At 54.2% G+C, this 26,229-nt stretch carries 24 protein-coding genes; 8 read left to right on the forward strand and 16 right to left on the reverse strand.

The genetic code is table 11. From position 1 onward, the window contains the following. The first annotated feature begins 152 nt into the window (after positions 1-152). The gene (locus ACKPCT_RS21260; protein ID WP_090073192.1) at positions 153-689 is read left to right on the forward strand and encodes a TRAP transporter small permease subunit; all 537 of its coding nucleotides are present in this window, start codon (positions 153-155) and stop codon (positions 687-689) included. Beyond that, positions 689-2,275, forward strand: a complete 1,587-nt coding sequence (locus ACKPCT_RS21265) for a TRAP transporter large permease (RefSeq protein ID WP_090073195.1) — start codon at positions 689-691, stop codon at positions 2,273-2,275. The genes ACKPCT_RS21260 and ACKPCT_RS21265 overlap by 1 nt, the downstream gene beginning before the upstream one ends. 114 nt (positions 2,276-2,389) lie before the next feature. Here ACKPCT_RS21265 and arsH read toward each other — a convergent pair whose 3' ends face one another. The 4 genes from arsH to ACKPCT_RS21285 form a co-directional block, all read right to left on the reverse strand. Further along, a complete protein-coding gene (gene arsH, locus ACKPCT_RS21270; RefSeq protein ID WP_090073197.1) occupies positions 2,390-3,139 on the reverse strand; it encodes an arsenical resistance protein ArsH in 750 nt (249 codons plus the stop codon). A gap of 10 nt (positions 3,140-3,149) precedes the next feature. Further along, a complete protein-coding gene (arsC, locus tag ACKPCT_RS21275) occupies positions 3,150-3,557 on the reverse strand; it encodes an arsenate reductase (glutaredoxin) (protein WP_090073199.1) in 408 nt (135 codons plus the stop codon). Continuing rightward, positions 3,557-3,934 (reverse strand): ArsR/SmtB family transcription factor, encoded by a 378-nt coding sequence (locus ACKPCT_RS21280; protein WP_319567901.1) that lies wholly within the window; start codon positions 3,932-3,934, stop codon positions 3,557-3,559. Before ACKPCT_RS21280 ends, arsC begins: the two co-directional genes overlap by 1 nt. Positions 3,935-4,056: 122 nt before the next feature. Further along, positions 4,057-4,701 carry a hypothetical protein gene (locus ACKPCT_RS21285; protein ID WP_319567902.1) on the reverse strand — a complete coding sequence of 215 codons (645 nt, stop codon included), beginning with the start codon at positions 4,699-4,701 and terminating at the stop codon, positions 4,057-4,059. A 397-nt stretch (positions 4,702-5,098) separates the two neighbouring features. On the opposite strand from ACKPCT_RS21285, the gene ACKPCT_RS21290 reads away from it, so the two are divergent. Both ACKPCT_RS21290 and ACKPCT_RS21295 read left to right on the forward strand, forming a co-directional pair. Next, on the forward strand, positions 5,099-6,070 hold the full coding sequence (locus ACKPCT_RS21290) for an SPFH domain-containing protein (RefSeq protein ID WP_319567903.1): 972 nt from the start codon (positions 5,099-5,101) through the stop codon (positions 6,068-6,070). Between the two features lie 51 nt (positions 6,071-6,121). Continuing rightward, on the forward strand, positions 6,122-6,589 hold the full coding sequence (locus ACKPCT_RS21295; RefSeq protein ID WP_319567904.1) for an NfeD family protein: 468 nt from the start codon (positions 6,122-6,124) through the stop codon (positions 6,587-6,589). A gap of 105 nt (positions 6,590-6,694) precedes the next feature. On the opposite strand, the gene ACKPCT_RS21300 is transcribed toward ACKPCT_RS21295, so the two are convergent. The 4 genes from ACKPCT_RS21300 to ACKPCT_RS21315 all read right to left on the reverse strand — a co-directional run bounded on the left by ACKPCT_RS21300 (position 6,695) and on the right by ACKPCT_RS21315 (position 10,769). Beyond that, entirely contained in the window at positions 6,695-7,789 is a 1,095-nt protein-coding gene (locus ACKPCT_RS21300) for a cation diffusion facilitator family transporter (RefSeq protein WP_319567905.1), read from the reverse strand. 80 nt (positions 7,790-7,869) lie between these two features. After that, on the reverse strand, positions 7,870-8,724 hold the full coding sequence (locus tag ACKPCT_RS21305; protein ID WP_090073209.1) for an OmpA/MotB family protein: 855 nt from the start codon (positions 8,722-8,724) through the stop codon (positions 7,870-7,872). Positions 8,725-8,784: 60 nt separating this feature from the next. Then, complete coding sequence (locus tag ACKPCT_RS21310) at positions 8,785-9,555, reverse strand: MotA/TolQ/ExbB proton channel family protein (protein WP_090073210.1); 771 nt, start codon at positions 9,553-9,555, stop codon at positions 8,785-8,787. Positions 9,556-9,779: 224 nt separating this feature from the next. After that, positions 9,780-10,769, reverse strand: a complete 990-nt coding sequence (locus tag ACKPCT_RS21315; protein ID WP_319567906.1) for a KpsF/GutQ family sugar-phosphate isomerase — start codon at positions 10,767-10,769, stop codon at positions 9,780-9,782. 289 nt (positions 10,770-11,058) lie between these two features. Here ACKPCT_RS21315 and ACKPCT_RS21320 point away from each other — a divergent pair, with 289 nt between their 5' ends. After that, positions 11,059-12,408: an outer membrane beta-barrel protein gene (locus ACKPCT_RS21320; RefSeq protein ID WP_319567907.1), complete on the forward strand. Its 1,350-nt coding sequence runs from the start codon at positions 11,059-11,061 to the stop codon at positions 12,406-12,408. Positions 12,409-12,430: 22 nt separating this feature from the next. Here the strand turns inward: ACKPCT_RS21320 and ACKPCT_RS21325 are convergent, their stop codons facing one another. The 3 genes from ACKPCT_RS21325 to ACKPCT_RS21335 all read right to left on the reverse strand — a co-directional run bounded on the left by ACKPCT_RS21325 (position 12,431) and on the right by ACKPCT_RS21335 (position 18,291). Further along, complete coding sequence (locus tag ACKPCT_RS21325) at positions 12,431-14,416, reverse strand: DUF882 domain-containing protein (protein ID WP_319567908.1); 1,986 nt, start codon at positions 14,414-14,416, stop codon at positions 12,431-12,433. 361 nt (positions 14,417-14,777) lie between these two features. Further along, positions 14,778-16,523, reverse strand: coding sequence for a L,D-transpeptidase family protein (locus ACKPCT_RS21330; protein ID WP_319567909.1), 1,746 nt, complete (start codon positions 16,521-16,523; stop codon positions 14,778-14,780). Between the two features lie 148 nt (positions 16,524-16,671). Then, positions 16,672-18,291 (reverse strand): sigma-54-dependent transcriptional regulator, encoded by a 1,620-nt coding sequence (locus ACKPCT_RS21335; RefSeq protein ID WP_319569451.1) that lies wholly within the window; start codon positions 18,289-18,291, stop codon positions 16,672-16,674. A 413-nt stretch (positions 18,292-18,704) separates the two neighbouring features. Here ACKPCT_RS21335 and ACKPCT_RS21340 point away from each other — a divergent pair, with 413 nt between their 5' ends. From ACKPCT_RS21340 to ACKPCT_RS21350, 3 genes are all read left to right on the forward strand, one after another. Beyond that, positions 18,705-20,570 carry a M3 family oligoendopeptidase gene (locus tag ACKPCT_RS21340; RefSeq protein ID WP_407652502.1) on the forward strand — a complete coding sequence of 622 codons (1,866 nt, stop codon included), beginning with the start codon at positions 18,705-18,707 and terminating at the stop codon, positions 20,568-20,570. A gap of 36 nt (positions 20,571-20,606) precedes the next feature. Then, entirely contained in the window at positions 20,607-22,025 is a 1,419-nt protein-coding gene (locus ACKPCT_RS21345; protein WP_319567911.1) for an ABC1 kinase family protein, read from the forward strand. 153 nt (positions 22,026-22,178) lie between these two features. Beyond that, positions 22,179-22,313, forward strand: coding sequence for an aa3-type cytochrome c oxidase subunit IV (locus tag ACKPCT_RS21350; protein ID WP_319514146.1), 135 nt, complete (start codon positions 22,179-22,181; stop codon positions 22,311-22,313). Positions 22,314-22,454: 141 nt separating this feature from the next. Here ACKPCT_RS21350 and ACKPCT_RS21355 read toward each other — a convergent pair whose 3' ends face one another. The 5 genes from ACKPCT_RS21355 to ACKPCT_RS21375 form a co-directional block, all read right to left on the reverse strand. Then, complete coding sequence (locus ACKPCT_RS21355; RefSeq protein ID WP_319567912.1) at positions 22,455-23,294, reverse strand: tetratricopeptide repeat protein; 840 nt, start codon at positions 23,292-23,294, stop codon at positions 22,455-22,457. Between the two features lie 377 nt (positions 23,295-23,671). Then, positions 23,672-23,899 (reverse strand): 30S ribosomal protein S21, encoded by a 228-nt coding sequence (gene rpsU / locus ACKPCT_RS21360; RefSeq protein ID WP_090073227.1) that lies wholly within the window; start codon positions 23,897-23,899, stop codon positions 23,672-23,674. Between the two features lie 156 nt (positions 23,900-24,055). Then, positions 24,056-25,138: a 5-(carboxyamino)imidazole ribonucleotide synthase gene (locus ACKPCT_RS21365; RefSeq protein WP_319567913.1), complete on the reverse strand. Its 1,083-nt coding sequence runs from the start codon at positions 25,136-25,138 to the stop codon at positions 24,056-24,058. A 26-nt stretch (positions 25,139-25,164) separates the two neighbouring features. Then, positions 25,165-25,665, reverse strand: coding sequence for a 5-(carboxyamino)imidazole ribonucleotide mutase (purE, locus tag ACKPCT_RS21370; protein WP_090073230.1), 501 nt, complete (start codon positions 25,663-25,665; stop codon positions 25,165-25,167). 267 nt (positions 25,666-25,932) lie between these two features. Beyond that, positions 25,933-26,139, reverse strand: a complete 207-nt coding sequence (locus ACKPCT_RS21375) for a YdcH family protein (RefSeq protein WP_090073232.1) — start codon at positions 26,137-26,139, stop codon at positions 25,933-25,935. Positions 26,140-26,229 lie beyond the last annotated feature (90 nt).

Genomic DNA, 26,229 nt, shown 5'->3' on the forward strand with positions numbered 1-26,229 from the left:
CTCACACATAAGACCTTCACATCCGGGTTGAAGCGCTCGACCGGGTTGTGTATGCCAAACAACAAAAGTTCCGACCTCCCTTTGAGCGAACAAAATGGGTTTGTTTGCTTTTGTCTTATTGTTTGTTTTCGGTCGTGGACAGGAGTTAAACGATGCGCGCTCTGGCAGACCTGATTGATCGGGTCAATGTAGCGACGGGCAAAGGACTTGCCTGGTTCGCTCTTATCGTTGTTCTAATACAGTTTGTTGTCGTGTTGATGCGCTACATCTTTGGTGTTGGCTCCATCTGGGCCCAGGAACTGATTGTATACGTACACGCTTTTCTTTTCATGCAGGCTTCGGCCTTCACTCTTTCCAGAGACGGCCATGTGCGCGTGGATATCTTCTATCGTGAAGCGCATCCGCGCACGAAGGCCAAGATCAATATGTTTGGCGCAGTTGTTCTGCTTGTTCCTGTCTGTGTTCTGCTCGTCTTTGTCTCCTGGGATTATGTCTATAATAGTTGGGCGATTCTGGAAGGCAGTGCCGAAACATCCGGTATTCAGGCGCGCTTCCTGCTTAAGAGTGCCATCATCGTGTTCGCTATACAGATGGCCCTGCAGGGCTTTGTGATGTTCATGAGATCATGGTGTGCCCTTCAGGGTGATGAGATTGAATTGCAGCGCTTGCAGCAGATGGGAGAAGGCTGATGGAAGCGATTGCGCATTCTCTTGACCTGATGATGTTCGCTGCGGCTTGTGTCGTGCTCATGCTCGGCTTTCCGGTGGCTTTTAGCCTTGCTGGCGTTGCTCTTATCTTTGCTCTGATCGGTTGGGGCTTTGGTGCCTTTGAAATGTCGTTCCTGTCGGCCCTGCCGCAGCGTATTTTCGGCACCATGACCAACGAGACCCTCGTGGCTGTTCCTCTGTTCGTCTTTATGGGCGTTGTTCTGGAACGCTCGAAGGTTGCTGAAGAATTGCTCGATACGATGGGGCGCATGCTCGGGTCGGTCAATGGTGGTCTCGGTATTGCCGTGTCCATCGTGGGGGCCCTGCTGGCAGCGTCTACCGGTATTGTCGGTGCGACGGTTGTCACCATGGGGCTCTTGTCTCTGCCGAGCATGCTCAAGCGTGGTTATTCTGCTGAACTGGCCTGTGGCTCGATCGCCGCTGCCGGTACCTTGGGGCAGATCATTCCGCCATCTATCGTGCTCGTCATTCTGGGCGACCAGCTCTCCAACGCCTATCAGAAAGCGCAGCTGGATATGGGTATTTTCTCGCCGGATCCGATTTCGGTGGGCGACCTTTTTGCTGGTGCATTGATACCGGGCTTGATGCTGGTTGGTTTCTATATCATCTATCAGATCGTCATTGCGACGGTGAAGCCGAGTGTTGCGCCTTCTATCCCGAAAGAAGAACGTGAGAAAGTGACTGTAACGGAAGTTTTCCACGCGCTGCTGCCACCACTCATCCTGATTCTTGCTGTTCTCGGCTCCATTTTGGGTGGTGTTGCCACGCCAACCGAAGCGGCCGCTGTTGGTGCCGTGGGTGCCATTTTGCTCGCTGGCTACCGTTTGGATGAAAAACGCGGCAAGAGCATCATTGCTGCCGCAGTTGGCCTTGTTGTTGCTCTGTTCCTGTCAGAATTCATGGATCTGCGCATTGCACGGGATCATATCGAGCCAATGGATCTGGCGGCCATCATCGTGGCAGCGATCTGCGTATTGCTTTTGGGCTGGGGTATGCTGACCGCGCTGATCCGGACCTATAAGAACGGTGTTCTGAGAACCGTCATGGAAGGCACCACTGAGGTGACAACCATGGTGTTTCTCATTCTGATCGGTGCTTCGCTCTTCTCGCTGGTGTTCCGAGGACTTGGCGGCGAAGAGATGATTCAGGAAGCCCTGGCCAGCATGCCGGGAGGCGCTGTGGGGGCTATGATTGCGGTTATGCTGCTGATGTTCTTCCTCGGCTTCTTCCTCGATTTTCTTGAAATCGTGTTTGTGGTTGTGCCGATGGTTGCGCCTGTGTTGCTGCAGATGGAAATGCCAAATGGCGATACCATGAGCCCGATCTGGTTGGGTATCATGATGGCGGTCAACTTGCAGACCTCCTTCCTGACGCCACCATTCGGCTTTGCGCTGTTCTATTTGCGCGGTGTGGCGCCTGCCTCCGTGCGCACGGGCCAGATTTATCGCGGTATCATTCCGTTCGTCTTCATTCAGGCGTTCGCCCTGTTGATCCTGTGGTACTTCCCGGAATTGACTACATGGTTGCCGCATCTGATCTATCGATGATCGGACGTCACTGACGAGAATGCATAAAAAGGCCCGCTGGATGAATCCGGCGGGCCTTTTTCATGGACATGACTATATGTTGCTGCGCATTGGGCTGTTTATGCGTTCGTCAGATCAAATCTTCTTCATATTGACCCGGTCGATCAGCTGTTGGCCGGTTTCGACCCGTTCTGAATATCGGTCAACCAGATAGTCGGAACGACTGCGGGTCATCCATGTGAATTTCATCAGCTCTTCGCAGACATCGATGATGCGGTTGTAGTAGGGCGATGGCTTGATGCGATCATCCTCGCCAAATTCGGTAAAGGCCTTGGCTATGGAGGATTGGTTCGGGATGGTGATCATTCGCATCCAGCGCCCTAGAAGCCGCATCTGGTTGACGGCATTGAAGCTTTGGGAGCCGCCTTCCACCTGCATCAGTGCAAGGGTCTTGCCCTGTGTCGGGCGCACGGCACCCAGCGATAGGGGAATCCAGTCGATCTGCGCCTTCATGATGCCTGTCATGGCACCGTGGCGCTCTGGTGAAACCCAGACCATACCTTCGGCCCAGGATGAGAGGTCTCGCAATTCCTGCACCTTGGGGTGGCTTGCATCGGCATCATCGGGCAGGGGGAGCCCTGAGGGGTCAAACAGGCGGCATTCCGCGCCAAGTGCCGTGAGCAGTCGGGCTGCCTCATAGGCAACGAGACGCGAGAAGGAGCGTTTGCGCAGGGAGCCATAGAGTAGCAGAATGCGAGGCGGGTGGCCATCGTCACTCGGGCTGGCCAGATAGCTGTGGTCTATGGCATGCAAAAGCGCAGGATCGGCAAGGTGATCCTGTGCATCAAGTGCGATGCCGAAGGGCTTGTCTGTCGTGATATCCATGACGGTTCGTCTAGCTCTTATCGGACGTTACCACTTCACCATCTTCCTTGGTGAAGCTGCCGATATCAGTGGGAAGAAGCTCCATGACCTTTTCTGACGGGCGGCACAGATTGACTCCCTTATCGCTGATGACGATTGGTCTGTTGATGAGGATCGGATGGTCCATCATGGCATCAATCAGATCATCGTCAGTGAGCTCTGGATCAGCCAGCCCCAGTTCATCATAGGGAGTACCCTTCTGGCGCAAAAGGTCTCTGGCCGTGATGGGCATGGCATCGAGCAGCGCAACCAATTCGTCGCGTGTCGGTGGCGTTTTGAGATATTCAATGATGGTCGGCTCGATACCGGCTTTGCGGATCATCTCAAGGGTGTTGCGTGATGTGCCGCAGGCAGGATTGTGATAAATGGTGATGCTCATCAAAATGGTTCGCTCAATTCACTGGTTCTAGATGGAATTGGGGTGCAGCCGAGGCTACAGGTTGCTTCAATAATCGGTGCGCATTGTTCGGCATTGCCTCCGCAGCAGTCTTCAAGCAAGAAGCTGACGAGCGCGCCAATGCCTTCCATGTCAGCAAAATAGCGCACGGATCGTCCCTCCCGCTCGTTGCGGATCAGGCCCGCCCTGAGCAGAATGTTGAGATTTGTCGACATGGTGTTCTGCTTGACGTCAAGCATCTGTCCCATCTCTCCGGACAAAAGGCCGTCAACACCCGCCTTGATGAGCAGGCGGAAAACGTCGAGCCTTGTGGGCTGGCTTAGAGCCGAAAATGCAATCGTTGCTTCATTAGTATCCATATTTCATGAATATTTGATATAATTTAATCTGTCAAGAATGACCGGGTCTATCGGTGTGGGCGACATAATGATTTGTTGCTTGCATCCGCTTGGTGTCTGGAAAACTGATGAAACGAGGGGAGCTAGATCAGGAATGCATCTGCTTCGGCTTTGGTTTTTTCTTTCTCAGACTGGCCACTAGCGGTTCGTCTTTGAAAGATTTCGTCATAATCATCGAACATGTCATTTTCGAAAAAGTCATCCTGCTGGATAGGGCGCGATGATGAGGTTATGCTGGAGAGAGAAACAGGATCAAGATCGCGATTGGCAATGCGGGCTGCCTGTTGTGCCTGATTGTCTTTGAGCGATCTGGCCACTGGGGCGTTGGTATCCAGATGGTCCGGATTCATCACTGCTCTGATTCTGGCATTGAGGGCATTCGTCGAGAAGGGGCGAGAAATGATCCAGTGCGCGCCATGGGCGATAGCGCTGGTGACACGATAGCGGGTTGGATTCTCCATGATAAAAATCAGGTAGGTCGCTTCTCCTAAATAGGTTTTGCTGATATCCGGCCGCCCTCTGAGTAATTCGGAACTGGAAGCTGTGTTGTAGTCAAGAAAGAGAAAATTCGGAAACGTACGTTTGGCTTCATCAAGGCCGAATTCGAGTTTGTCGAATTCCGCAACACGAATGAACCCCGAAGTACGCAAGACCGAGCGCAGCAGCTTGCGCTGAAACGTGTTGCCATCGACAATCACGGCAGAGCCATGTTGAACAGCAGTCGGCATCAGTCGTCCCCACTTTCTGTTTGTGAGCAGACCCCCATCTGCTCTCTTGTCATAATTTACAATGACAACTAAAAATCGGTAAATTATTTGATGTGTCATCAAGATTGTTTCTAATATCGGAATTTTTGAATGATTTGTTGGTTTCAGTAAACCTGAAGGTCAGAGAGCCGAGGCTTTTTCTTTTGTTGGTATGGTTCTGCCAAACAATTGGAACCAATGGGGCTTGTTCAGGCATTGGAGCTCGTTAAACAGGGAAGGGCATTTTTTCAAAGCCATTGCTTTGTCAACCTGCTACAACACTCGGAATTGGCAAGTGCGTCGCTTGTAATTCAGGCGTAAGATACAATCTTCATAATGGTCGCATCTTTTGTCTTCCTCTCACATCGGAGATCGTTCAGTGGATATTACGGGATTTGATATTTTTGTTATCGTCCTGGTGGTGTTGTTCATTCTCATCCTGCTTGCAGGGGTGAAGACCGTACCTCAGGGATATAATTTTACCATCGAGCGGTTTGGCGCCTATAAGCGGACGTTGAAACCGGGGCTGTCGCTGATCGTGCCGTTTATAGACCGGATTGGTGCCCGGATGAATATGATGGAGCAGGTGCTTGATGTGCCCAGCCAAGAGGTTATCACGCGCGATAATGCCAGCATCACCTCGGATGGCGTGGCCTTTTATCAGGTGATGAATGCCGCTGATGCCGCCTACGAGGTTAATAATCTCGAACAGGCTCTGCTCAACCTGACCATGACCAACATCAGAACCGTGATGGGCTCGATGGATCTGGATGAATTGCTCTCCAATCGCGATGAGATCAATTCCCGTCTGTTGCATGTCGTTGATGAAGCGGCAGCTCCATGGGGCGTCAAGATTTCCCGCATCGAGATCAAGGACATCAACCCGCCTACAGACCTTGTGGAAGCCATGGGACGTCAGATGAAGGCAGAGCGCGAAAAGCGCGCATCCATTCTTGAAGCTGAAGGGGATAGACAGTCTGCCATTCTGAGAGCTGAAGGGGAAAAACAGGGCAAGATCCTGCAGGCTGAAGGCGAGCGACAAGCACAGTTTCTGGCTGCTGAAGCCAGAGAACGTGTTGCCGAGGCGGATGCCAAGGCGACTGAAGTGGTCAGCAAGGCTATTGCCGAGGGGGACATTCAGGCCATCAACTATTTTGTTGCCAGCAAATATGTCGATACTTTGGGCGAAGTGGTCAAGGCTCCGAACCAAAAGGTCGTCATGCTGCCGCTTGAGGCGACATCCATTCTGGGCGCTCTTGGTGGCATAGGTGAATTGAGCAAACAGGTGTTTGGCAAGGATGGCACACCGCCTGCCCGCGCTGGACGTGTGCCCACGGTCAAGGAAGACTGATCGGATGGCTGCATCAGGGCTTTACGGGCTCGGCAATTGAAGGATGGATCAATGATTGCACATTGGATGGTGGTGCTAGGGCCATGGTTCTGGGTTGTTGTGGGCGTGATATTGCTGGTGCTGGAAATATTGGCGCCGGGGACCATGTTTCTCTGGTTTGGCGTGGCGGCACTGCTCGTGGGCGGCTTGTCATTCGTGATCGATTTCGGGTGGCAAAGCGCGCTCATTCTGTTTGCAGTCCTGTCGCTGCTTTCTGTCATCGTGGGGCGTTTCATTCTGAGCAAGACGGCCAAGAGCGGCACGGACAAGCCCCTGCTCAATGATCGGGCCCAAGCGCTGGTCGGTGATGTCTATCAACTGGACGAACCGATTGTGAATGGCCATGGGCGGGTCAAGGTACGCGACAGCTATTGGCGTATTTCCGGCCCTGATTGTTCCGCAGGGAGCCGCGTCAAGGTGATCGGCGGAGAGGGGACAGAACTCGAGGTCGTCCTTGTCGAACCAGACAGTCAAAGCTGATAAGTCAGAGAAGCTCGTTAAGTCAGACAAGGTCGTTGAATAAAGAAAGCCCCCGAAGAGCATGGTCTTTTCGGGGGCTTTCTTTCTTTGGCTGTGTGCGCAGGGTCAGGCTTTGCGATCTTGCGGGCTCACCTCAATGCAAGATACCCCTTCGCACTGGTGTATTTCCACCGTGATGTGTGCGAGTTCGGGAATGGTGGCCAGCATTTCTTTATAATGCTCCACCGCTCTTGGATAGTGAGTGACCAGTGCCACGATCGCGGCATATTTGTTGGCGCCGACATACCAGACATGGAGGTCAACAACACGGTTGTCGGCTCTGTTTTCAATCTCTGCTTTGATCCTGTCGGCAAGATCCATTTTGCTGACGCGATCCAGCAGGATGCCGCCGGTTTCCTTTATCAGCAGGAAGGACCAGCGGCCGATGAGAGCCGCGCCAACCAATCCCATGAGAGCGTCGGTCCATGTCCAGCCAAAAAGCTTGCCCATGAGCAGCGCCGCAATCGCCAGAACAGAGGTCAGCGCGTCTGCCAGCACATGAAGATAGGCGCCCTTGAGATTGCGATCATGGTTTTTGTCGTGGGCGTGTTCATCGTGGCTGTGATGGGCAGCCGCATGGCTGTCGTGGCTATGGTGGTGATCGTCGTGATCATCATGCGTATTATGATGGTGGTGGTGGTGATCATGATCATGATCATGGCTATGATCATGCGAATGACCATGACTATGCCCGTGATGATGATTGTCACCCAATAACCAGACGCTCGCAACGTTAACCAGCAAGCCGACGAAGGCCACCAGCATGGCTTCGTTGAAGGCAATAGCGCGTGGGTTGATCATGTGATCGATGGATTCATAGGCCACAAACAAAGCTACGATGCCGAGCAGAATAGCGTTCGTGTAGCCCCCAAGAATTTCCACCTTGCCGACCCCGAAGGTGAACCGCACGTCCTGGGCGTGGTTTCTGGCATAGCGATAAGCAAAGATCGTCAGGCCCAGCGCTCCCGCGTGGGTGGCCATATGCCAGCCATCTGCCAGAAGAGCCATGGAATTGAAGATGATGCCTGCCGATATCTCGATCAGCATCATGACGAACGTCAGAAGGACAACATACAATACGCGTTTTTCGTTGGCCGCGCTGGCTTTGGCGTTCAGAAAGACGTGATTGTGCTTCCATTGGTTCAGGTGATGAATATGCATGGCCCGGATCGCAAAAAGGTATCAATGTCAGAGTATATTTGTACCTAATAGTCAAGATTATTGCAAATCTGGTCTAACGCTTAGGGCTGGTGCGTTGGCGGCAGAGGAGGGGCCTCGCTCATCAACAGAATGGAGATGCGACGGTTGGCTGCCAGATAGGGATCATTGGGGAAGAGAGGCTCGGAGTCGGCCTTGCCGACCACGCCGAAGATCTGATCTGCCGGAAGCCCGTGTTCCATCAGAATGGAGCGCACAGCATTGGCCCGATCCGCGGAAAGCTCCCAACCGGTATAGCCGGTGTTAACCGGTACGTTGGAGGCGGTCGTGTGGCCGGTGATCTTGATCCGGTTTGGCATGTTGGCCAAAACGGGCGCCATGGCTACGATCAGTCGACGGGTGAAGTCATACGGGAACTTAGACCCTTCGGCGAACATGGAACGGCCATCCTGATCCACCAGCTGGATGTTCAGGCCATCTTCCTGCTCTTCGATGATGATATGCTTGGAAAGCTCGGAGATTTCCGGCAGCTCCTGCCATGCCTGCCGCAAGGAGGCTGCGGCCGTGGCAAACATGCGAGGCTTTTCAATTTCGGTCTTTTCGATATCGTGGGTGTTGGCTTCCGGTCCCTGCTTGGTGCGCTGATCATGGCGTTCCTGGGAATAGTCGGAGTCATTCTCCTGCGGGACGGCGGCCACTTCCTTGATATATTGGCGCACCGGCATGCCTTCGATCTCGATCATGCCGGCTTTCCGCATGACAGGCTTCACGCCGAACGCGTCTTTCATGGAGCCGGCAACGACCTGCAGCTTTTCATTGTCCTGAATGGAAAAGGAAATGATGAGCACGAAAAAGCAGACGAGCAGAGACATGAGGTCGGAGAAAGTCACCAACCAATCGGGAGCACCGCCTCCGCCTTGTGGTTTTTTCTTTGCCATCGCCTTGCTCTTTTCTCGTCTCGGTTCGCTTCGTTATGCGGTCTTTAGGGACGGGCTGCCTTAAGCGGCCTCGTCCAGAAGTTCGTTGCGTGCTTTTTCTGGCAGATAGGCCAGTAGCATTTCGCGGATGAGGTTCGGGCTCTTGTTTTCTCGGATCTGCATGACGCCATCAATGATCAGCGTCTGATTGAGGTCTTCCCCGTCCAGCTTGGCGTCGAGCTTGTCGGTAATGGGAATGCAGATGATGTTGGAAATCAGGGAGCCATACAGGGTCGTCAACAAGGCAATCGCCATGGCCGGGCCAATGGCCGACGGGTCATCCATGGCGGCGAGCATCTGCACCAGACCGACTAGGGTGCCGATCATGCCAAAGGCTGGTGCGGCGTCGCCCAACTGTTTGTAGAAGCGTTTGCCTTCCTGCAGGCGTTCGATGTAGAGATCGCGCTCCCGTTCCATGCTTTCACGGATGAAGTTCGGTTCGTATCCGTCGGCGATGAACTGCACGCCCTTGGCCAGCACGGGGTCGTCAACGTCGACACCTTCCAAGCCAAGAGGGCCGCTTTTGCGGGCAACGTCAGCGAGCTCGGTGATTTTTTCAATCATCTCACGGGGATTGGCAGATTTGCCGCTGAAGGCAACCTTGCCGCCGGTCATGATTGCTCCGCCGATGCCGCCGAGTGTAAAACGGATGAGAGTCGCAGCCAATCCGCCCCCAACCACGATGAGGACGGATGGAATATCAATGAACTGCCCGAGTGTGCCGCCCAGAAGGATAGCGGTTACAACGACGCCACATGCCGCAACCATACCGATAAGCGTTGCAATATCCATTGCTGTTTCCTGACTAATTTGAGGACCTTGGGTCCACTGCCATTTTTCTTATCTGGCAGTCTATGGAAACAGCTCTAATGGATTGCTAATGGATTGCTGAAAAACGCGAGTTTAATGATTAATTTCTATTAGGGTTACCAAAGAGATAACACGGTTGCAGACGCTCCGGATTCATCCATTTATGCAGTGGTTTGGCCGTAGCGTCGCTGCGAGAAATCCACAGGTCAGGCGACGCCTGCACGCAAGAAATCGTGCATATGCACAAGACCGACAGGTCGGTTGTCTTCAACCACGAAGATAGACATGATGGCCGCGCTGTGCAGCATTTCGATTGCGGTGGGCACCAGAATGTCTGGCGTCAGGGTTTTGGGATCTTTGGTCATGACGTCGCAAACCGGGCGCGTCAACAGATCGTCTCTAAGATTACGACGCAAGTCACCATCTGTGACCATGCCTTGCAAATGCCCGTTGTCGTCCAGCACACCCACACAGCCAAAGCCTTTTTGCGACATGATCAGAATGACTTCGCTCATACGGGTATCCGCTGCAATCAGAGGCAAGGCGTCACCGGTATGCATGATGTCGCGAACATATTGCAGGCTCGCACCAAGGCTGCCACCGGGGTGGAAAATCTTGAAATCATGGGCCGTGAAGCCGTGGCTTTCCAGAAGGGCAATGGAGAGTGTATCGCCCAAGGCGAGCTGCAGAATGCAGGAGGTGGTCGGCGCCAGACCATGGGGGCAGGCCTCTTCTACCTTGGGCAGGCAAAGATGGATATCGGACTGTGTGCCCAGCGTGCTGTTCGGATTGGCCGACATGCCGATCAGTGGAACCTTGAAGCGGCGGGTGTAGGAAATGATGCTCGCCAATTCGGCTGTTTCGCCGGACCAGGACATGGCCAGAACAACATCCATGTCGCGGATCATACCCAAATCACCGTGGCTGGCCTCGCTTGGATGAACGAAAAAGGATGGGGTGCCGGTTGAGGCCATCGTGGCGGAAATCTTGCGTGCAATATGCCCGCTCTTTCCCATGCCGGTGACGATGACGCGTCCTCTGGCTGCCTGAATAATGGAGATCGCTTCCTGAAAGGGCGCCTTCAGAGGGCCATTCAGAGCATCGCGCAGGGCGCTCAATCCTTCGATTTCGTTGTTGATGGTGTTATGGGCCGAATTGATTGGCGAAATCGTCTCGCCTTGCGACTGGGTAAACATGGATTGTCCTGATGGTTCAGCTGAGTATGGGTCGTGTTCTATACCATCGAGATGCTGAAGAAAAGGGAGTCTAAGGTTTGTTCGCGGTATCCTTTTTACCAGAATTGGGTGCTTTTAAGGCAACCTTGTTGGCAAGGAGTTGTTAACCAAATTTCTTTACGATCTGGAAAGGTTTGAAAACTCTTTTCAGGCGTTTGGTGCCTGCCTGAAAAGGACCGTGAAAAGCATGTGACTGCGGCTTCGGTGGCAGGTCCAGTAACTCGGCACACAGGTAGCAGGGCGCTCAGGCATGCGGCAAATACTCATCTCCGGCTTGTTGGTTTCGGCCTGTTTGCCTTTGTCTCCGGCTGTGGGGCAGAGCCTCTCTGATTCTGTGTCCAATGCAGCGCTCCGCACCGGCTATGAGGACAATGGGGCTGTCGACGCTGAAGGAGCCGGTTTTCTGTCAGGTGAAGATGCCACGGGCAAGGAGGCTGTGCCTGAGCCCTCTCAACGTGTCAACCGTCCGGTTCAGAGAGAGCAGGGGCGCACAGGCCCCACCAGTCAGACTGTGGGGCCTTATGACCCTCTTGGTGTGCGTGTCGGGCAATTCCTGTTTTATCCATCTCTCACCCTTTGGGGGGAGCTGACCGATAATGTCGATGCTTCTGCTGTCGGGCAGGAAGGACGGACGGTCAATCCCGAGTTCGAATTGCGGGTTGAATCCGACTGGATGCGGCATTCCCTCTCGCTTTCCGGCCGAGCTGGCATGACCGCCTATGACACCCCTCAGAGGAAGCCGGAGAGTGATCAGTCGTTGAGCGCCGCACTGGGGCTTGAGCTGGCTTCTGAAACCGAACTGACACTGGATGGTTCATTTTCCCGTCTGCAGGAAGACAGCAGTGTGGAGTTGAACGCCACCGGACAGACGGCGACCTATGAAACCAGTCTTTCCGCTGGTGCGACCCTTGATCAGCGGCTGGGGCAGCTGGATCTGCAATTGCGCGGATCTGTGGGGGCCTTGCGCTATGAAGGGGAATCCAGCCGTGACTATGACACCTATCGTCTGGGCGCGCGCATCGGTGTGCCCGTTACCGATCAGGTAAAGCCCTTTATCGATGCAGAGATCTCTCGCCGCCAATATAGCGATACAAATAATCGTCAGAATGGGAATAGCCTACGCGGTGCCATCGGTATCGAGGTTGTCAATCGCGAGAAGCTCTCGGGCGAGATTTCTGCCGGACTTGTCGCTTGGGATCCCGAACAGGCTGGCCAGTCCGGCGATACAACCCTGTTTGCCGACGCCAGTCTGGTCTGGTCACCCAACGGGCTATGGACCATTCGTGGTGGGTTGGAGACAGAGCTGACCTCTACGGCAACAGCAGCCCGCAGCGTTGCCACTCATCGGGTGAGCGCTTCTGCCGAATATGCTGTTTTGCGTAACCTGACCTTTACCGCAAGCGGTGACATCAGCCGTGAGAGCTATAACGGGTTAAGTCGGCGTGACTGGGTGTTTGACGCTACGCTCAATGCGACCTACTCCTTCAATCGCAATCTCCAGCTCATCGCCAGTATTGAGCGCTCCCAACGCGAAAGCAACTGGGTGGGCGAAGACACCGAGACCAACACTGTTCGCGTTGGCCTCAAGCTTCAGCGCTGAGAAGACATTCTTTCTTTCCGTATCAATTGAAGCGACGCACAGCGAGGCGGGCGATGGCCGGGCCTTCAAAATGCATGTCATCAAGTCTGTGGGCCAGTTGATGTCCAAAGCCCTGATTGATCATGCTGTGCGGCTTGTAGACCAGCGCGCGCAGATTGTTTGGCGTCGGACGCGAAAGGCGGGCAAATGTCGCCGTGCTGGTTGGCTGCTTGATATGGGCAAAGTGAGCCATGCCCGACGGGCCATAAGCAAAGGTTAGGCGTGCCAGCTGATCGGATTCATCGTCTGACGGGTTGGTATCAGAGTGGGAAACCTGTGCGCGCGGCTCTGGCAGAGGCGCTGCATCAAGCGCGCTGGCAAGGCTTGCCTGTTGCTGTTCAATCGCTTGGGCCGGACCGGATTTGTTAGTATTTTCTCTTGGGCTGTCCGATGGCAGTGTGGAGAGGAATGTGTTGCCAGCTGAAGCGTATGCAAAGCGGTTTGGCGTAGGCTCTTCCTTGCTGCCAACCATTTGGGCAAGTACTGCTTTTGAATTTTGTGTCTGTGCCTGTTGTTGGGGCAGGGCTGCGACGCGTGTTGCGTCGGCTTGCGGCTGCGGTGAGAGCTGGGTGCGTGCCCGCGGGAGCGAAGCCATCTGAACCTGTTCAGGCGCTTCAGCCGGTGAGGACCCGCTTTCCTGTGCTGGCTCCTCGGTCACAATCCCACTCGGCGCGTTGGTGCTGACGGTGTTGTCTGTTTGCTGCGCATCCATCTGTTGCTCAGCTGGTAGCGGCGCTGTTTCTGCGCTGGCAAGCTGATAGCGGACGCCGAAAAGGGTGTCCGGTCTGGTGCGCGGCAGGGACGCAAACTGGATTGGCGCACTGTCTGGCGTCTGGTCACTCTCGGCCGATGTTTGATCAATCGCCGCGTCTGCATTGGCTTCAGCTGTTGGTTCTGCTTGGGCCAGATTGATGGTTGTGCTTTCAACAAGGCGCACTCTTGGCAGGGTGGCGAGGCTTTGCGGCAGGAGCAGGGCCTGCGCCGATGGGGATTCCTCAAGCAATTCGTCAGCCACGGCTTCCGGATCGGAATCGCTCAAAGGTTCATCGTTAGAGAATTGTGGCTTTGGCGGCTCCTTGGGTGTTTGCCGAAGAAGCGTTTGCAAGAGGCCGCCTTTGCTTTCCTCTTCCTTGCGCGCCAGTGAGGCCACTTGCGTGCGGGTCAGGTTTTTTTTCGGTGCCGCAGGGGCTGCCGAGGCATATTGCGTAAAGCGCCGGACCGAACGCGTCGAACGGGCCATTTCCGCCTTGCGCTTATCCACCTGTATCTTAGCTTGTTTATAGCCAGAGAAGGGCTTGCCATCGGTAGGCACATGCACGGTTACCCCGTCCGGGAAGACCTTGGCCAACTGTTTGCGCGTCATGCGGGGCCAGTGGCGCACATTGCCAGTATCGATATGGATAAAGCGGGAGCCGGGGTAATACCCAACGCCACCAGCCTGCATTTGCAGGCCAACGCGGCGGATGGTCGCCAGTGGTACGCCGGGCAGGTAGAAGTCCATTGCCTGCCCCATGGTGTGGCGGCTGTTTTTGGCTACGCCTTTGCTGCGCGAGCGCAACATGCCGTTTGTCGCGGGTGAACGGTAGCCCGAGAAAACGGTGATCGGCTGCTTGGCTCCGGTTTTCTTGTAGACCTCCCAGATCAGATCAAAGAGGGCCGGATCCATTTCGGTTTTCTCGTTACGGCGCCAGTCGCGCAGAAACTGGTTGAGCTTGCGCAGGCCATCAGCATCAAACTTGCCATTGCGCTTATAGGTGATAGTGGCTGTTTCCTTGGTGTGGGCGTTGGACAGGCGTAGACTGCGCGAAGAGGCGTTGGCTTGTGACGCCATCATCAGCATAAGCACACTGAGCAGCACAAACAGGCCTGTCAGGGCATGGCCTGAAAGGAGGCTGAACGGGCTCTTGGCTGAATGGCTGGCCTCGGTTGCAGGCTGGCTTCTTGTTAGGAATGATGCTTGTCTGGCCACTGGACATCCAATATCTGGTCAACAGGAAGGAGCATCAACCGGCTCAATCACCGGGCCTTGCGGTCCCTTCCATGTCAAAATGCGCTCACCCCACAAGAGCTGCTTTTCATCAGCTGCCCCGGAACGTGAACGCGTCTTGCTTCTGCCAACACCCAAACAGGTTTAGCAGAAAATCAGCTCTACTTCGACAATATTATGCTTAGCAATTGGTAAATGAAACCGAAATGGAAGCGAATATTGATGTGAAATGCTGATGTCTTGATGGTGTTTTCGCCAGTATGTTGTTGAAATGCGGCAAAACAAAGCATAGGCGCACTGAAAAGCGCGCCTTACTGGTCATGATTAACAAAGATTTAAAGGCTTACAGGCCCAGAGCTGCTTTGACTTTTGCATTGTGCCCATAGATATCCGAGCGCAGCTGCAGGGTGCCTTCATGAGACATCCATGTGGTGAAATAGGCCAGATGCACCGGTATCTTCTTAGTCAGATTAACCCGCCGTTCATTGGAGCCCAGCATCGCCTTGATGCGGGAGGCATCCCATTTTGAAGTCTGGGACAGAATCACATCTGCAAATTCAAATGGCTTGTTCACTCGGACGCAGCCGTGGCTGAAGGCACGATAATCGCGATTGAACAGGCTTTTGGATGGGGTGTCATGCAGATAGACCGCATGCTGGTTGGGGAACATGAACTTGATGTTCCCCAGAGCGTTGCGTGTTCCCGGAGTCTGGCGCAGGCGCACCATATCGGCTTCCACGCGATCCCAGTCCAGTTTGGAAGGATCGATGACCTGAGTGCGGCCTTTGACGCTGGCCAGAACCTGATAATTCTGGTTGGAGAAAAAGGCTGCCGGATTTGCCTTGATCTTGGGAAGCAGTTCCTTGGACGCGATAGAGCGTGGCACGTTCCAGTATGGATTGACGACCACATATTCCATCTCATCGGAGAAAACCGGTGTCTTATGCGCCTTCTTGCCAACGACAACGCGGGTTTCATGAATGGTTTTGCCATTCTTGACCACTTCAAGGTTGTAGGTGGGGATGTTCACCATGACATGGAAGTCGCCCAGATCGCGGGGCAGCCAGCGCCAGCGCTCCATGTTCGCAATGATGTCGGCAATCAGATCCCTGCGATTGTTGTTGAGCACGCTAAGGGTTGCGTTGCCTACGATGCCGTCTGCAATGAGGCCGTTGTCGGACTGATAGGTTTCGACGGCCTTGGCCAGCTCCTTGCTGTAGAGCGTGTTTGACGATTCATCTTTAGCGGCAGCAAGGCCCAGCTTGCGGCGCAACAGGGGCACGCGATCATCGCGCATGCCAACCCGCAGGCTCTTGCCGGAGGCAATCGGCGGCGTGTCATCTTCGCTGCCCTGTGCCCTGAGGTGATTATATTCCGCGCGTAGGGCAAGGAAGCCCTTGTGCTGGGGGTTATAGCTGCGCATTTTTGCCACCGGATTGTCGGCTTTGACAATCTGGTTCAGGGCATCAATGGAATCAGGATAATGCGGTTTGATCGTCACTTCTTTTTTGGAGAAGATACGCGGATCAACCCGGCCCGCATAAGCGTGGCGCGTATAGCGCGTCAGAGCCAGAGAGAGGGCAAGATCAGCCTTGGCGATGACGTCAGGGCTGGTGCCCCTTTTGCGCGAGGTTGCTAACGAAGGCGTTTTATAGTCGGACGGATCAAGACCATCGCGTTCTGCCCGGGCGAGATTGAAAATCAGCTTGCGGGCTTTGGCTGTCCATTCGCCATTGTTGAACCACGCAGGCGCGAAGGCGCGCTCTTCATAGAAGGCGACAAGGGCAGCATTGTCTCTCTTTGTCAGAAAGTCCGGCGCCTGAGGCATGGTGTCGATGGCGGCGGAGATCGCATCGGCCAGATCCTGATCGGCCTGCTGATCAATCGCGCCCAGTGTGACGCGGTGCATATTATCAATGACGCTTTGGATTCTGATCTGATCCTGGATCTGCGTGGCAACGGGATCGGCAGGTTCTTCTCCAAACAGAACCACCGGCTGGGCCGTGGGTTCATTGGCTGTTGGCGTTGCCAGAGCTGCGCTCGTCGGGCAAATGGCACATGCCAGAAGAGCTGCAAGAGTCGGTTTCATCATCATTATCCCGCACGTAAGTGAATCAAGCTAAGCAAGGTTATTGAGTCCAATATACGTTTGATGCAATCTTTTTCTCATCACATTTGCGACATGAACATGATCGCGTTGACGTGTGTAGCCTTCCTGCAACGATCCCGATGACCGGTCAGGACGCGGCAGCGTTATCATCAGCCTGATCCAGCCCATATTCCTTGAGCTTGCGATAGAGCGTAGAACGGCCGATTGCCAGGCGGCGCGCAACATCGGACATGCGGTAGTCGTGGTGTTCGAGCGCTCGTTTGATGATCTCCGCTTCCAGCTCGGCCAAAGGGCGTATGTTCCCTTGTTCATCGAGCAATCTGAGAAAGCCCCATGGGTCTTGCTGCTGGGCTGATGGTGCTGGAGAGGGCGCGGCGTGGCGCGGATCTGGTGCCGTGGGGTCGATAGGTCTGGTCAGTATGGTTTCATGGCCGCCCGCCTCCGGCTGGGAGGCCGGTGATGCGGGCATTGACGGGGCTGATTGAGGCTCTGTCTGCTCCACATAGGCCAGTTCGGAAGGGTTGGGCGAACGGGCCTTGACGATGGACGCACTGAAGGCACTGACCTGACTGGCGATCTGCGGGAATTCATCCACAGTCAGTTGATTGCTGTCACACAACACGACGGCACGGAAGACCGTGTTTTCCAACTGGCGGATGTTGCCGGGCCAGTCATAGCTTTGCAGCAGGGAGAGGGCCTCGGGCGTCACATGCGTCAGATTCTTGCGGCCTTCCTCGGCGGCAAAGCGCGCAAGGAAATTGCGGGTGAGGGCGGGGATGTCATCCTTACGGTCGCGCAGAGGCGGCACCCGGATGGGGAAGACATTGAGCCGGTAATACAGGTCTTCGCGGAATTTGCCATCCTTGACCAACTGGATGAGATCTTTGTTGGTCGCCGAGATCAGGCGAAAATCGACCTTCACCGGCTTGGCGGCACCGACCGGGTCGATCTCGCCTTCTTGCAAAGCCCGCAAAAGCTTGACCTGCGTGTCGAGTGGCAATTCCCCCACTTCATCCAGAAACAGCGTGCCGCCATTGGCTTCGACGAACTTGCCGATATGCTTGTCGTTGGCGCCGGTAAAGGCCCCCTTCTCATGGCCAAAAAGAATGCTTTCGACCAGATTGTCGGGAATGGCGCCGCAGTTGACCGTGACAAAAGGTTTGCTGGAACGATCAGAGGCATGCTGGATTGCCTTGGCTATCAGTTCCTTGCCGACGCCGGATTCCCCTTCGATGAGAATGGGGATATGGGATTTTGCCGCGCGCTGGCCAAGATTGATGACGCGCCCCATCGTATCGCTTGAAGAGATGATGCTCTTGAAGCTGAGATTGCCGTCGCGCTTGGAGCGGATGCGGGTGATTTCATCCTCAAGGGCATTGACCTTGAGGGCATTGCGCATGGCAACTTGCAGGCGCTCGGGGGCAACCGGCTTGATGACAAAGTCAAAGGCCCCTGCGCGCATGGCATTCACCGCAGTGTCGATTCCTGCATGGGCTGTTTGTACGATGATCGGTGCCTTGATGTCTGTCTTTTGCAGAGCCTGAAGCACCCCCATGCCATCGAGATTCGGCATGACCAGATCCAGAATGATCAGATCGAAATGGGTGGAGGGATTTTCTTGCAGAATGGCAAGCGCTTGCTCTCCATTTTCAGCACAGGTCGTCTCAAAGCCGCTCTTCTCGACCACAGCTTCAAGCAGGCGTCTTTGTACCGGGTCATCGTCAACAATCAGGATGCGTTCGTTCATCTTGCCCTCGATGGCTGATTTCTGTCTGATCGCCTTGCTCTTTTGGGGGCGATAATGCATGGGCCCCGACTGCGCTATCTGGCAGTGGCGATTCTCGCATCATGAATGCGATCTGTTTCATTTTGAACCACGATGAGCGCAATCGGTTAATAGCGCGTTAATGCGAAGACGGAGGGAGAGATATGTTCATATTTGATTAAATGATTGATTGCGCGGCCTCTGCGCCGACATTCGGACCTATATCTGGCCTGTATCTGGGAGTGAATGCGGGTTATACGCCTTTATCCTGATTTCTTATGATTTAGATGTTTGACCTTGAGGTAGGAATTCCTATCTTAGAGAAGTCGGTTCTTCGACTGCCGGAGCTTGATCCGGTTTCAGACACTTTCACTTTATTGCTGGATGCCCTTATGATCTCTGAACGCTTATTTCGATCTTCGCTTGACGCCCATCTCGCCACTTCCGACGCAGCCGCTGCTGACAAGACAGGAGAAGTCCTGCCGGAATGGTCTCTGGATGATCTCTATAAGGGGCTCGACGATCCGGCGATCGAGGAAGACTACAAGCTGGCGCAAAGCGAAGCCGAAGCGTTTGCTGCCGATTATCAGGGCAAGCTGGCGGATGGACTGGCCGAGGGTGGTGAGCAGCTTGCTGAAGCGCTCAAACGCTACGAAGCGATGCAAGAGCGCATGGGCAGGCTGATTTCCTATGCTGGCTTGATGTATAACGGCAACACCACCGATCCGAAAATTGCCAAATTCTACGGCGATGCGCAGGAGCGCCTGACAACGATTTCCACCTTGCTGCTTTTCTTCGAGCTGGAGCTCAACCGCGTTGAGGATGCCGTACTGGACAAAGCCATTGCCTCAAGCGCAGCGCTTGCCCATTACAAGCCGTGGCTTGATGATCTGCGCATGGAAAAGCCATATCAGCTCTCTGACGAACTGGAAAAACTCTTCTATGAGAAGTCCGTGACCGGCGGCATGGCCTGGAACCGATTGTTCAATGAAACCATGGCCGGCTTGCGCTTCACTGTTGAGACTGACGGTGAGAGCAAGGAGCTGGCCATTGAGCAGACATTGAACCTGATGTCTGACAGTGATGAAGCCAAGCGCAAGGCTGCCGCTGAAGCGCTGGCCGTGACCTTCAAGAAAAATATTTCTACCTTCGCACTGATTACCAACACTCTTTCCAAAGACAAGGCCATTTCTGACAGCTGGCGCGGCTTTCAAGATGTGGCAGACAGCCGCCATTTGGCAAACCGTGTCGAGCGCGAAGTGGTGGATGCGCTGGTGGCTGCTGTGCAAGATGCCTATCCGCGTCTTTCCCATCGTTATTATGCGCTCAAAGCCAAGTGGTTCGGCAAGGACGTGTTGGATCATTGGGATCGCAATGCCCCTCTGCCTAAGGTGCCGATGCGCACGATCAACTGGCCTGAAGCCAAAACCATTGTTCAGGAAGCCTATGCAGGCTTTGCGCCCGAGATGGCCGAGATTTCCGAGCAGTTCTTTGACAAGGGCTGGATTGATGCTGCCATTCGTGATGGCAAGTCGCCGGGTGCTTTTGCGCATCCGACCGTTCCAAGCGCTCACCCTTATGTGCTGCTGAACTATATGGGCAAGCCACGCGACGTGATGACCCTTGCCCATGAGCTGGGCCACGGTGTGCACCAGGTTCTGGCTGGCAAGCAGGGCGCCCTGATGGCACCAACGCCGCTGACATTGGCAGAAACGGCCAGTGTGTTTGGTGAAATGCTGACCTTCCGCTCATTGCTTGCCAAGACCAAGACGACAGAAGAGCGCCGTTCCATGCTCGCCAGCAAGGTTGAGGATATGCTCAACACGGTGGTGCGCCAGATTGCCTTCTATCTCTATGAACGCAAGCTGCATATTGCGCGCAAGGAAGGAGAATTGACCTCCGATGAGATCTGCGACATCTGGATGAGCGTACAAGCAGACAGTCTGGGGCCGTCCATTCGGCTGGGTGAGGGCTATGAGACCTATTGGGCCTATATTCCGCATTTCATCCATTCCCCATTCTATGTGTATGCCTATGCATTCGGTGATTGTCTGGTGAACTCGCTTTATTCTGTCTATCAGGACAGCAATGAGGGCTTTGTCGATAAATATTTCGACATGCTCAAGGCGGGCGGCACCAAGCATCATTCCGAATTGCTGGCGCCGTTTGGGCTGGATGCGCGGAATCCGGATTTCTGGTCCAAAGGCTTGGCTGTAGTTGAAGGCCTGATCGACGAACTGGAAGCGCTGGAAAACGCATAAGGAACGTTGGGGCCGGAGTTGGAGTGCTTGTGACAAATGGTTGATGAGACCCTTCTTGACCCGAATGAAGATGGTGCATCTTACGACGACCAGAATCGTTTTGGTCGCCGTTTGAAGCGCTATGCGCGCGTGAATGCAGGCATGGGAGGCTTTGTGGCGCGGGCCGCAGGGTCTCGCCTGTTCGGTGGCAGCTCCAGCGATATCGAGCGCGAGGCGGCTGATCTGGCGCGGGTGCTGGGTACGCTCAAGGGACCGCTGATGAAGGTGGCACAAATGATTGCCACCGTACCCGATGTGGTGCCGCCTGAATATGCTGCCGAGCTGGCGCAGCTTCAGTCCGATGCGCCGCCGATGGGGTGGGCCTTTACCAAGCGGCGGATGCGATCCGAGCTCGGGGCTGGCTGGCGCTCGAAATTTGCCGAGTTCGATCATGAACCCTCTGCCGCTGCGTCTCTGGGGCAGGTGCATAAGGCGTTGCATGAAGATGGAACGGTGCTGGCCTGCAAACTGCAATATCCGGATATGGAAAGTGCGGTTGAGGCCGACCTCAAGCAGCTCAACATGGTTTTTGCCCTGCATCGCTCCATGCAGTCTGCCGTGGACACGCGGGAGATGAGCGCAGAAATTGCTGAGCGCGTGCGCGAAGAGCTGGATTATGTGCGCGAAGCCTGGCACATGAGCCTTTATGCCGAGATCTTCAAAAATGAAGACAGTATCCGTGTTCCCAAACTCTACTCTGACCTATCAACGCCGCGTCTTCTGAGCATGAGCTGGCTTAACGGGCGCAAACTGCTTGATTACAAGCAGCATAGTCAGGAAGTGCGCAATTTCATCACCGAGCGGCTGTTTCATGCCTGGTGGTATCCTTTTGCCCATTATGGGGTGATCCATGGTGATCCGCATTTGGGCAACTATTCCGCCTTTGAAGAGGCAGGGGAGGTTGGTGGGCTCAATCTGTTCGATTATGGCTGTATCCGCATCTTTACCCCGCGCTTCGTCAAAGGGGTTGTCGATCTTTATCACGGGCTAGAAAAGGATGATCGCGATCAGATCGTGCATGCCTATGAATGTTGGGGCTTTTCCAATCTCAGTGATGAATTGATTGATGCGCTCAATCTATGGGCTCGTTTCATCTATGGGCCGATGCTGGATGATCGCGTGCGCTCGATTGCCGATGGTGTCAGTCCGGCTGAATATGGCCGTAAGCAGGCTTTCAAGGTGCATCAGGAATTCAGGCGGCTGGGTCCGATTACCGTGCCGCGGGAGTTCGTGTTCATGGATAGGGCTGCCATCGGGCTCGGTGGCGTGTTCCTGCATCTGGGGGCGGAGCTTAATTTCTATAAGCTGTTCAATGAGCAAATCGAGGATTTCACCGAAGAGCGGGTGAGCAATGCACGGCGCCATTTGCCAGCATCTCCCAACAATCTTGATCCTTCTTTCGGGCCAGAGAGCTGATAGGCAACGCTCTTGCAGTATGCAGGAAATGAGAATGGCAACGGGGTCTCACGAGATCCCGTTTTTTGTTGCAGCCCCCTTCGATAGGTTGGCTTTGCATGGGATTTCGGGTGTGCTAATTTGTCGCAACAGGCTTCTTGAGGAGGAATTGGAATGAGCGACCAGACGAACAAGATCATGGACTATCCCGAGCATTATCGCACCTATGATCGATTTATCGGATTAGTCAAATATGGCACAATACTCAGCGTTGGGGTTGTTTTGCTGATGGCGATTACGCTTTTGTAGGGCAGAAGTGCAATATAGCGATATAGTCAGATCTGGAAGACGCGGTGCGGCTGCTTTATGGCAGGCGCGCTTTTTCTATGTCGGCCCGTTGCACTGACAGGGTTGACCAGCCTTGCTTCTCAAATAGTTGAGCTGAAAGCTCTATTTCTTGGCAAAACGCAGCTTGCGAGTCCGGTTCATGCCGTTGACTGCGGGGGAGTAGTTCGGATTAATGACTTTGGCGCGTGAATAGGAATCATACGCCTTCTCATAATTGCCCGCTTTTTCCAATGCTATGCCTTGGTTGGTCCAAGCGCGATAATTGTCCCGATCCATGCGGACAGCGTTGGAGAAATCGCCAAGAGCCCCGCGCATGTCGCCTTGTGCGAGGTAGCTAACGCCGCGCGAGTTGAAGGCATCCGGATTGGAGGCGTCCAAGCTGAGCGCAAAGGTGAAATCTTCGATCGCCTGTGCGTGATTGCGTTGCTGCTGGAAAATCAGGCCCCTGTGGTAATAGGCGCGCGGGTCGCGCGTCTTGGCAATGATGGCCTGATTATAGTCAGATACGGCGCGGCTCAGCTGATTTTCAACCCGGAAAATATCGCCGCGACCAATAAGGGCAACGTCATAAGTCGGGTCGAGCGCAATGGCCTGATTGTAATCAGCCATGGCAGCCTGCATGTTGCCCATCTTCTTGTGAATCAGAGCCCGGTTTGCATAGGCCTGATGGAAGTTCGGGTTCAGCTGAATGGCGCGGGTATAGTCTTGCAAGGCAAGATCATATTGTCCGGAACGCCCATAGGCTGTACCGCGAATGTTATAGGCATTCGGGTCGTTGGGGCTGCCGGCGATCACCCGGTTGAGTGATTCAATATTGTCTGCCGTGCCTGCATTGCGATCGAAATCTGCGCTGTTTTCCATGCCGGTGGTTTGGCATGCGGCCAGCGCAACACATAGGCTCGTAACGGCAAGGAACGATTTGATATGTTGCTTGCAAAGCATTATGAGACCTCGTTCGGTTTTCGCAAATCAGAAGCTTCTAATATCCGGTCCGAAACTTGCAGCCCAGTCTGTCCAAATTGGGGCAGACTTCACTGAAATATGTTTCTTCTACAAAATTCAGCATAAAAATGCTTGCAAGGGAGTGGAGCCGGAATGGCATCGCTTTCTCATCAAGCCTTGCTTATGTCGGCTAGTCAAGCCAATAAAACGAGATCAGGCCCCGTCGGGGACCTGATTTCGATTCATCGCACCTGCGCGCTCGTAATATATTACAAGACAGGTTGAGACAGCTCTGCAGGCGTTCCAAGATTTGGGACGCCAAATCCGATGAAGACTGTGTCTATCGCATTGCGCAGAGAGGGCTCCGCGCAAGGATATTAATGACCACGGCCTTTGGACGGAAGCAGACCTTCGCGCTGAAGGCGCTTGCGAGCCAGCTTGCGTGCACGACGCACGGCTTCAGCTTTTTCGCGGGCCTTCTTCTCGGAAGGTTTTTCATAGAAATTCCGCATTTTCATTTCGCGGAATACGCCTTCACGCTGGAGTTTCTTCTTCAGCGCCTTCAAGGCTTGATCAACATTGTTATCGCGGACGAGTACCTGCACGCGTCAATCCCTAAGTTCGTGATGTGTGGATTTTCTAAAAAAAATCGGTCACCGCCTCGGCAGCGCCCGAACTTTGATCGGCGTTCTACCAGACCGATGGATGCTTGTCCATAGTAAGTGGTCTGTTTTGAGGAAAAAACACCGAAAAGTCGGAGATTAGCTGCTCTTTATCGGTTTGATATGGTTGCTATGTCCCATTTTTCGACCGTCTCTTGTTTCTGCCTTGCCATAAGAATGGAAAGAGGTTGCCGGATTGGTCAGTAGCTCCTCGCGCCGCTCGATGTCATCGCCGATCAGATTCGTCATGACAACATCGCTGTGGCGTGTGGTATCACCCAGTGGCCAACCTGCGACAGCGCGGATATGCTGTTCGAACTGGGAAACCAGACAGGCGCTTTCGGTCCAGTGGCCGGAATTATGCACCCTTGGCGCCATTTCGTTGGCGATAAGGCGCCGTTCGAATGTCTCTGGCAAGAGGAAAAGCTCTACCGCCAATACGCCGATATAATCAAGCGCCTCGGCCACCTTCTCGCCGATCTTGCGGGCCTCTGCAGCGACCCCTTCGCTGATATCCGCTGGTACGGTTGTGGTGTCGAGAATCTGGTTCTTATGCACATTCTCGGAAATATCATAAGAGACAACCTGTCCCTTTTCATTGCGCGCCGCGATAACCGAGATTTCGCGTTCGAATGGTACAAAGGATTCCAGAATCGCCGGTTGCGCCCCGATGGCGTCAAAGGCTCCTTCAACATCTTCAATTTTCTTGAGAAAGACCTGCCCCTTGCCGTCATAGCCAAAGCGACGAGTTTTCAGCATGGCAGGGAGCCCCATGGCTTCCACGGCTTCTTGCAAACTCTCCTGAGAAGTTATGTCGCGGAAGTTGGCGGTCTTGACATCGATGGACTGGAAGAAATTCTTTTCTGTCAGGCGGTCCTGCGATGTCTTGAGGACATTGTCGTCAGGCAGTACGGGCAAACGTTTCTTGAGAAATTCCACCGTCGGGGCGGGGATATTCTCGAATTCGTAGGTAACGCGCTGGACGGACTGGGCGAAGGCTTCCAGAGCCTCTTCGTCTTCATAGTCCGCACAGGTGTGATAAGCAGTGACATCGAAGGCCGGGCTATCCGGGTCCGGGCAATAGATATGGGTCTTGAGCCCGAGTTGGCTGGCTGCCAAAGCCATCATACGGCCCAGCTGGCCGCCACCAAGGATGCCGATTGTATCGCCGGGATTAAGCATGTCATATGTGCCTTTTTGTTGAACGGTTAAGCCTCTTCGTCGACCGGGGCCAGTGCGATGGAATCGGACTGTGCCTTGCGCCATGCGTCCAGTCGGGTCGCCAGATCGTCGTCATGAGTAGCCAGAATGGCTGCGGCCATGAGGCCTGCATTGACCGCGCCTGCGCGACCGATGGCCAACGTGCCCACCGGAATGCCCGCAGGCATCTGAACGATGGAGAGAAGGGAATCCTGTCCGCTAAGGGCGCGGGATTGGACCGGAACCCCCAAAACCGGTAGGGAGGTCATGGCGGCTGTCATGCCTGGCAGGTGCGCAGCACCACCGGCGCCAGCAATAATGACCTTGAAACCATCCGCACGGGCGGCCTTGGCAAAGTCTGCCATGCGATCAGGCGTACGATGGGCGGAAATGATTTTCGCCTCATAGCCGACACCCAAAGTGTCGAGAATGTCTGCGGCATTTTTCATCGTTGGCCAATCGGATTGGCTCCCCATGATGATCGCTACTGGACAGTCAGAATGTGCCATGAACGGGGCCTCCCGGGAAATATGCTGTTAAGACTGTAACACCTCAAGGGCAGTCAGGGTTCCCAAGAATGTGCCAAGTCATGGTCTGTGTCATTTAGGACGTTTGTCTATTCCGGAACCGGAGCATTTCCCTCGGATTTGCCCCCGTGGTGCGGAAGTCGCGCAGTATAGTCAAGTTCATATCAGGCACAAGGCGAAATATGTGTACAAAGATGTGCGAAATGCTGCTGATCGGGGAGCAATTTGACGAAGATGGGGTGCGCTATTTTAGGCGATGATATCTGGAAAAAGTTCATTCTCCAGACGCTCGATTTCGTCCTTCAAAAGGAGTTTTTTCTTCTTCATGCGCTGTATCGGCAAAGCGTTTCCACCAGGGCGGGATTCAAGGGCCTGAATGGCCAGATCGAGGTCGCCATGCTCTGTTCTCAGATGCGTGAGCTTGTTGCGAATTTGAGCTTCTTTTTCTGGTGTCATCGTTTTGTGCCGAGTTGATAATCTTCAATTATTTCAATAAATTATATGATATGACAATGCAAGAGCGACGATATGCTACATCGAAAGATG

Source organism: Cohaesibacter marisflavi (assembly GCF_963665895.2).
In the GTDB taxonomy this organism is placed as follows: domain Bacteria; phylum Pseudomonadota; class Alphaproteobacteria; order Rhizobiales; family Cohaesibacteraceae; genus Cohaesibacter; species Cohaesibacter marisflavi.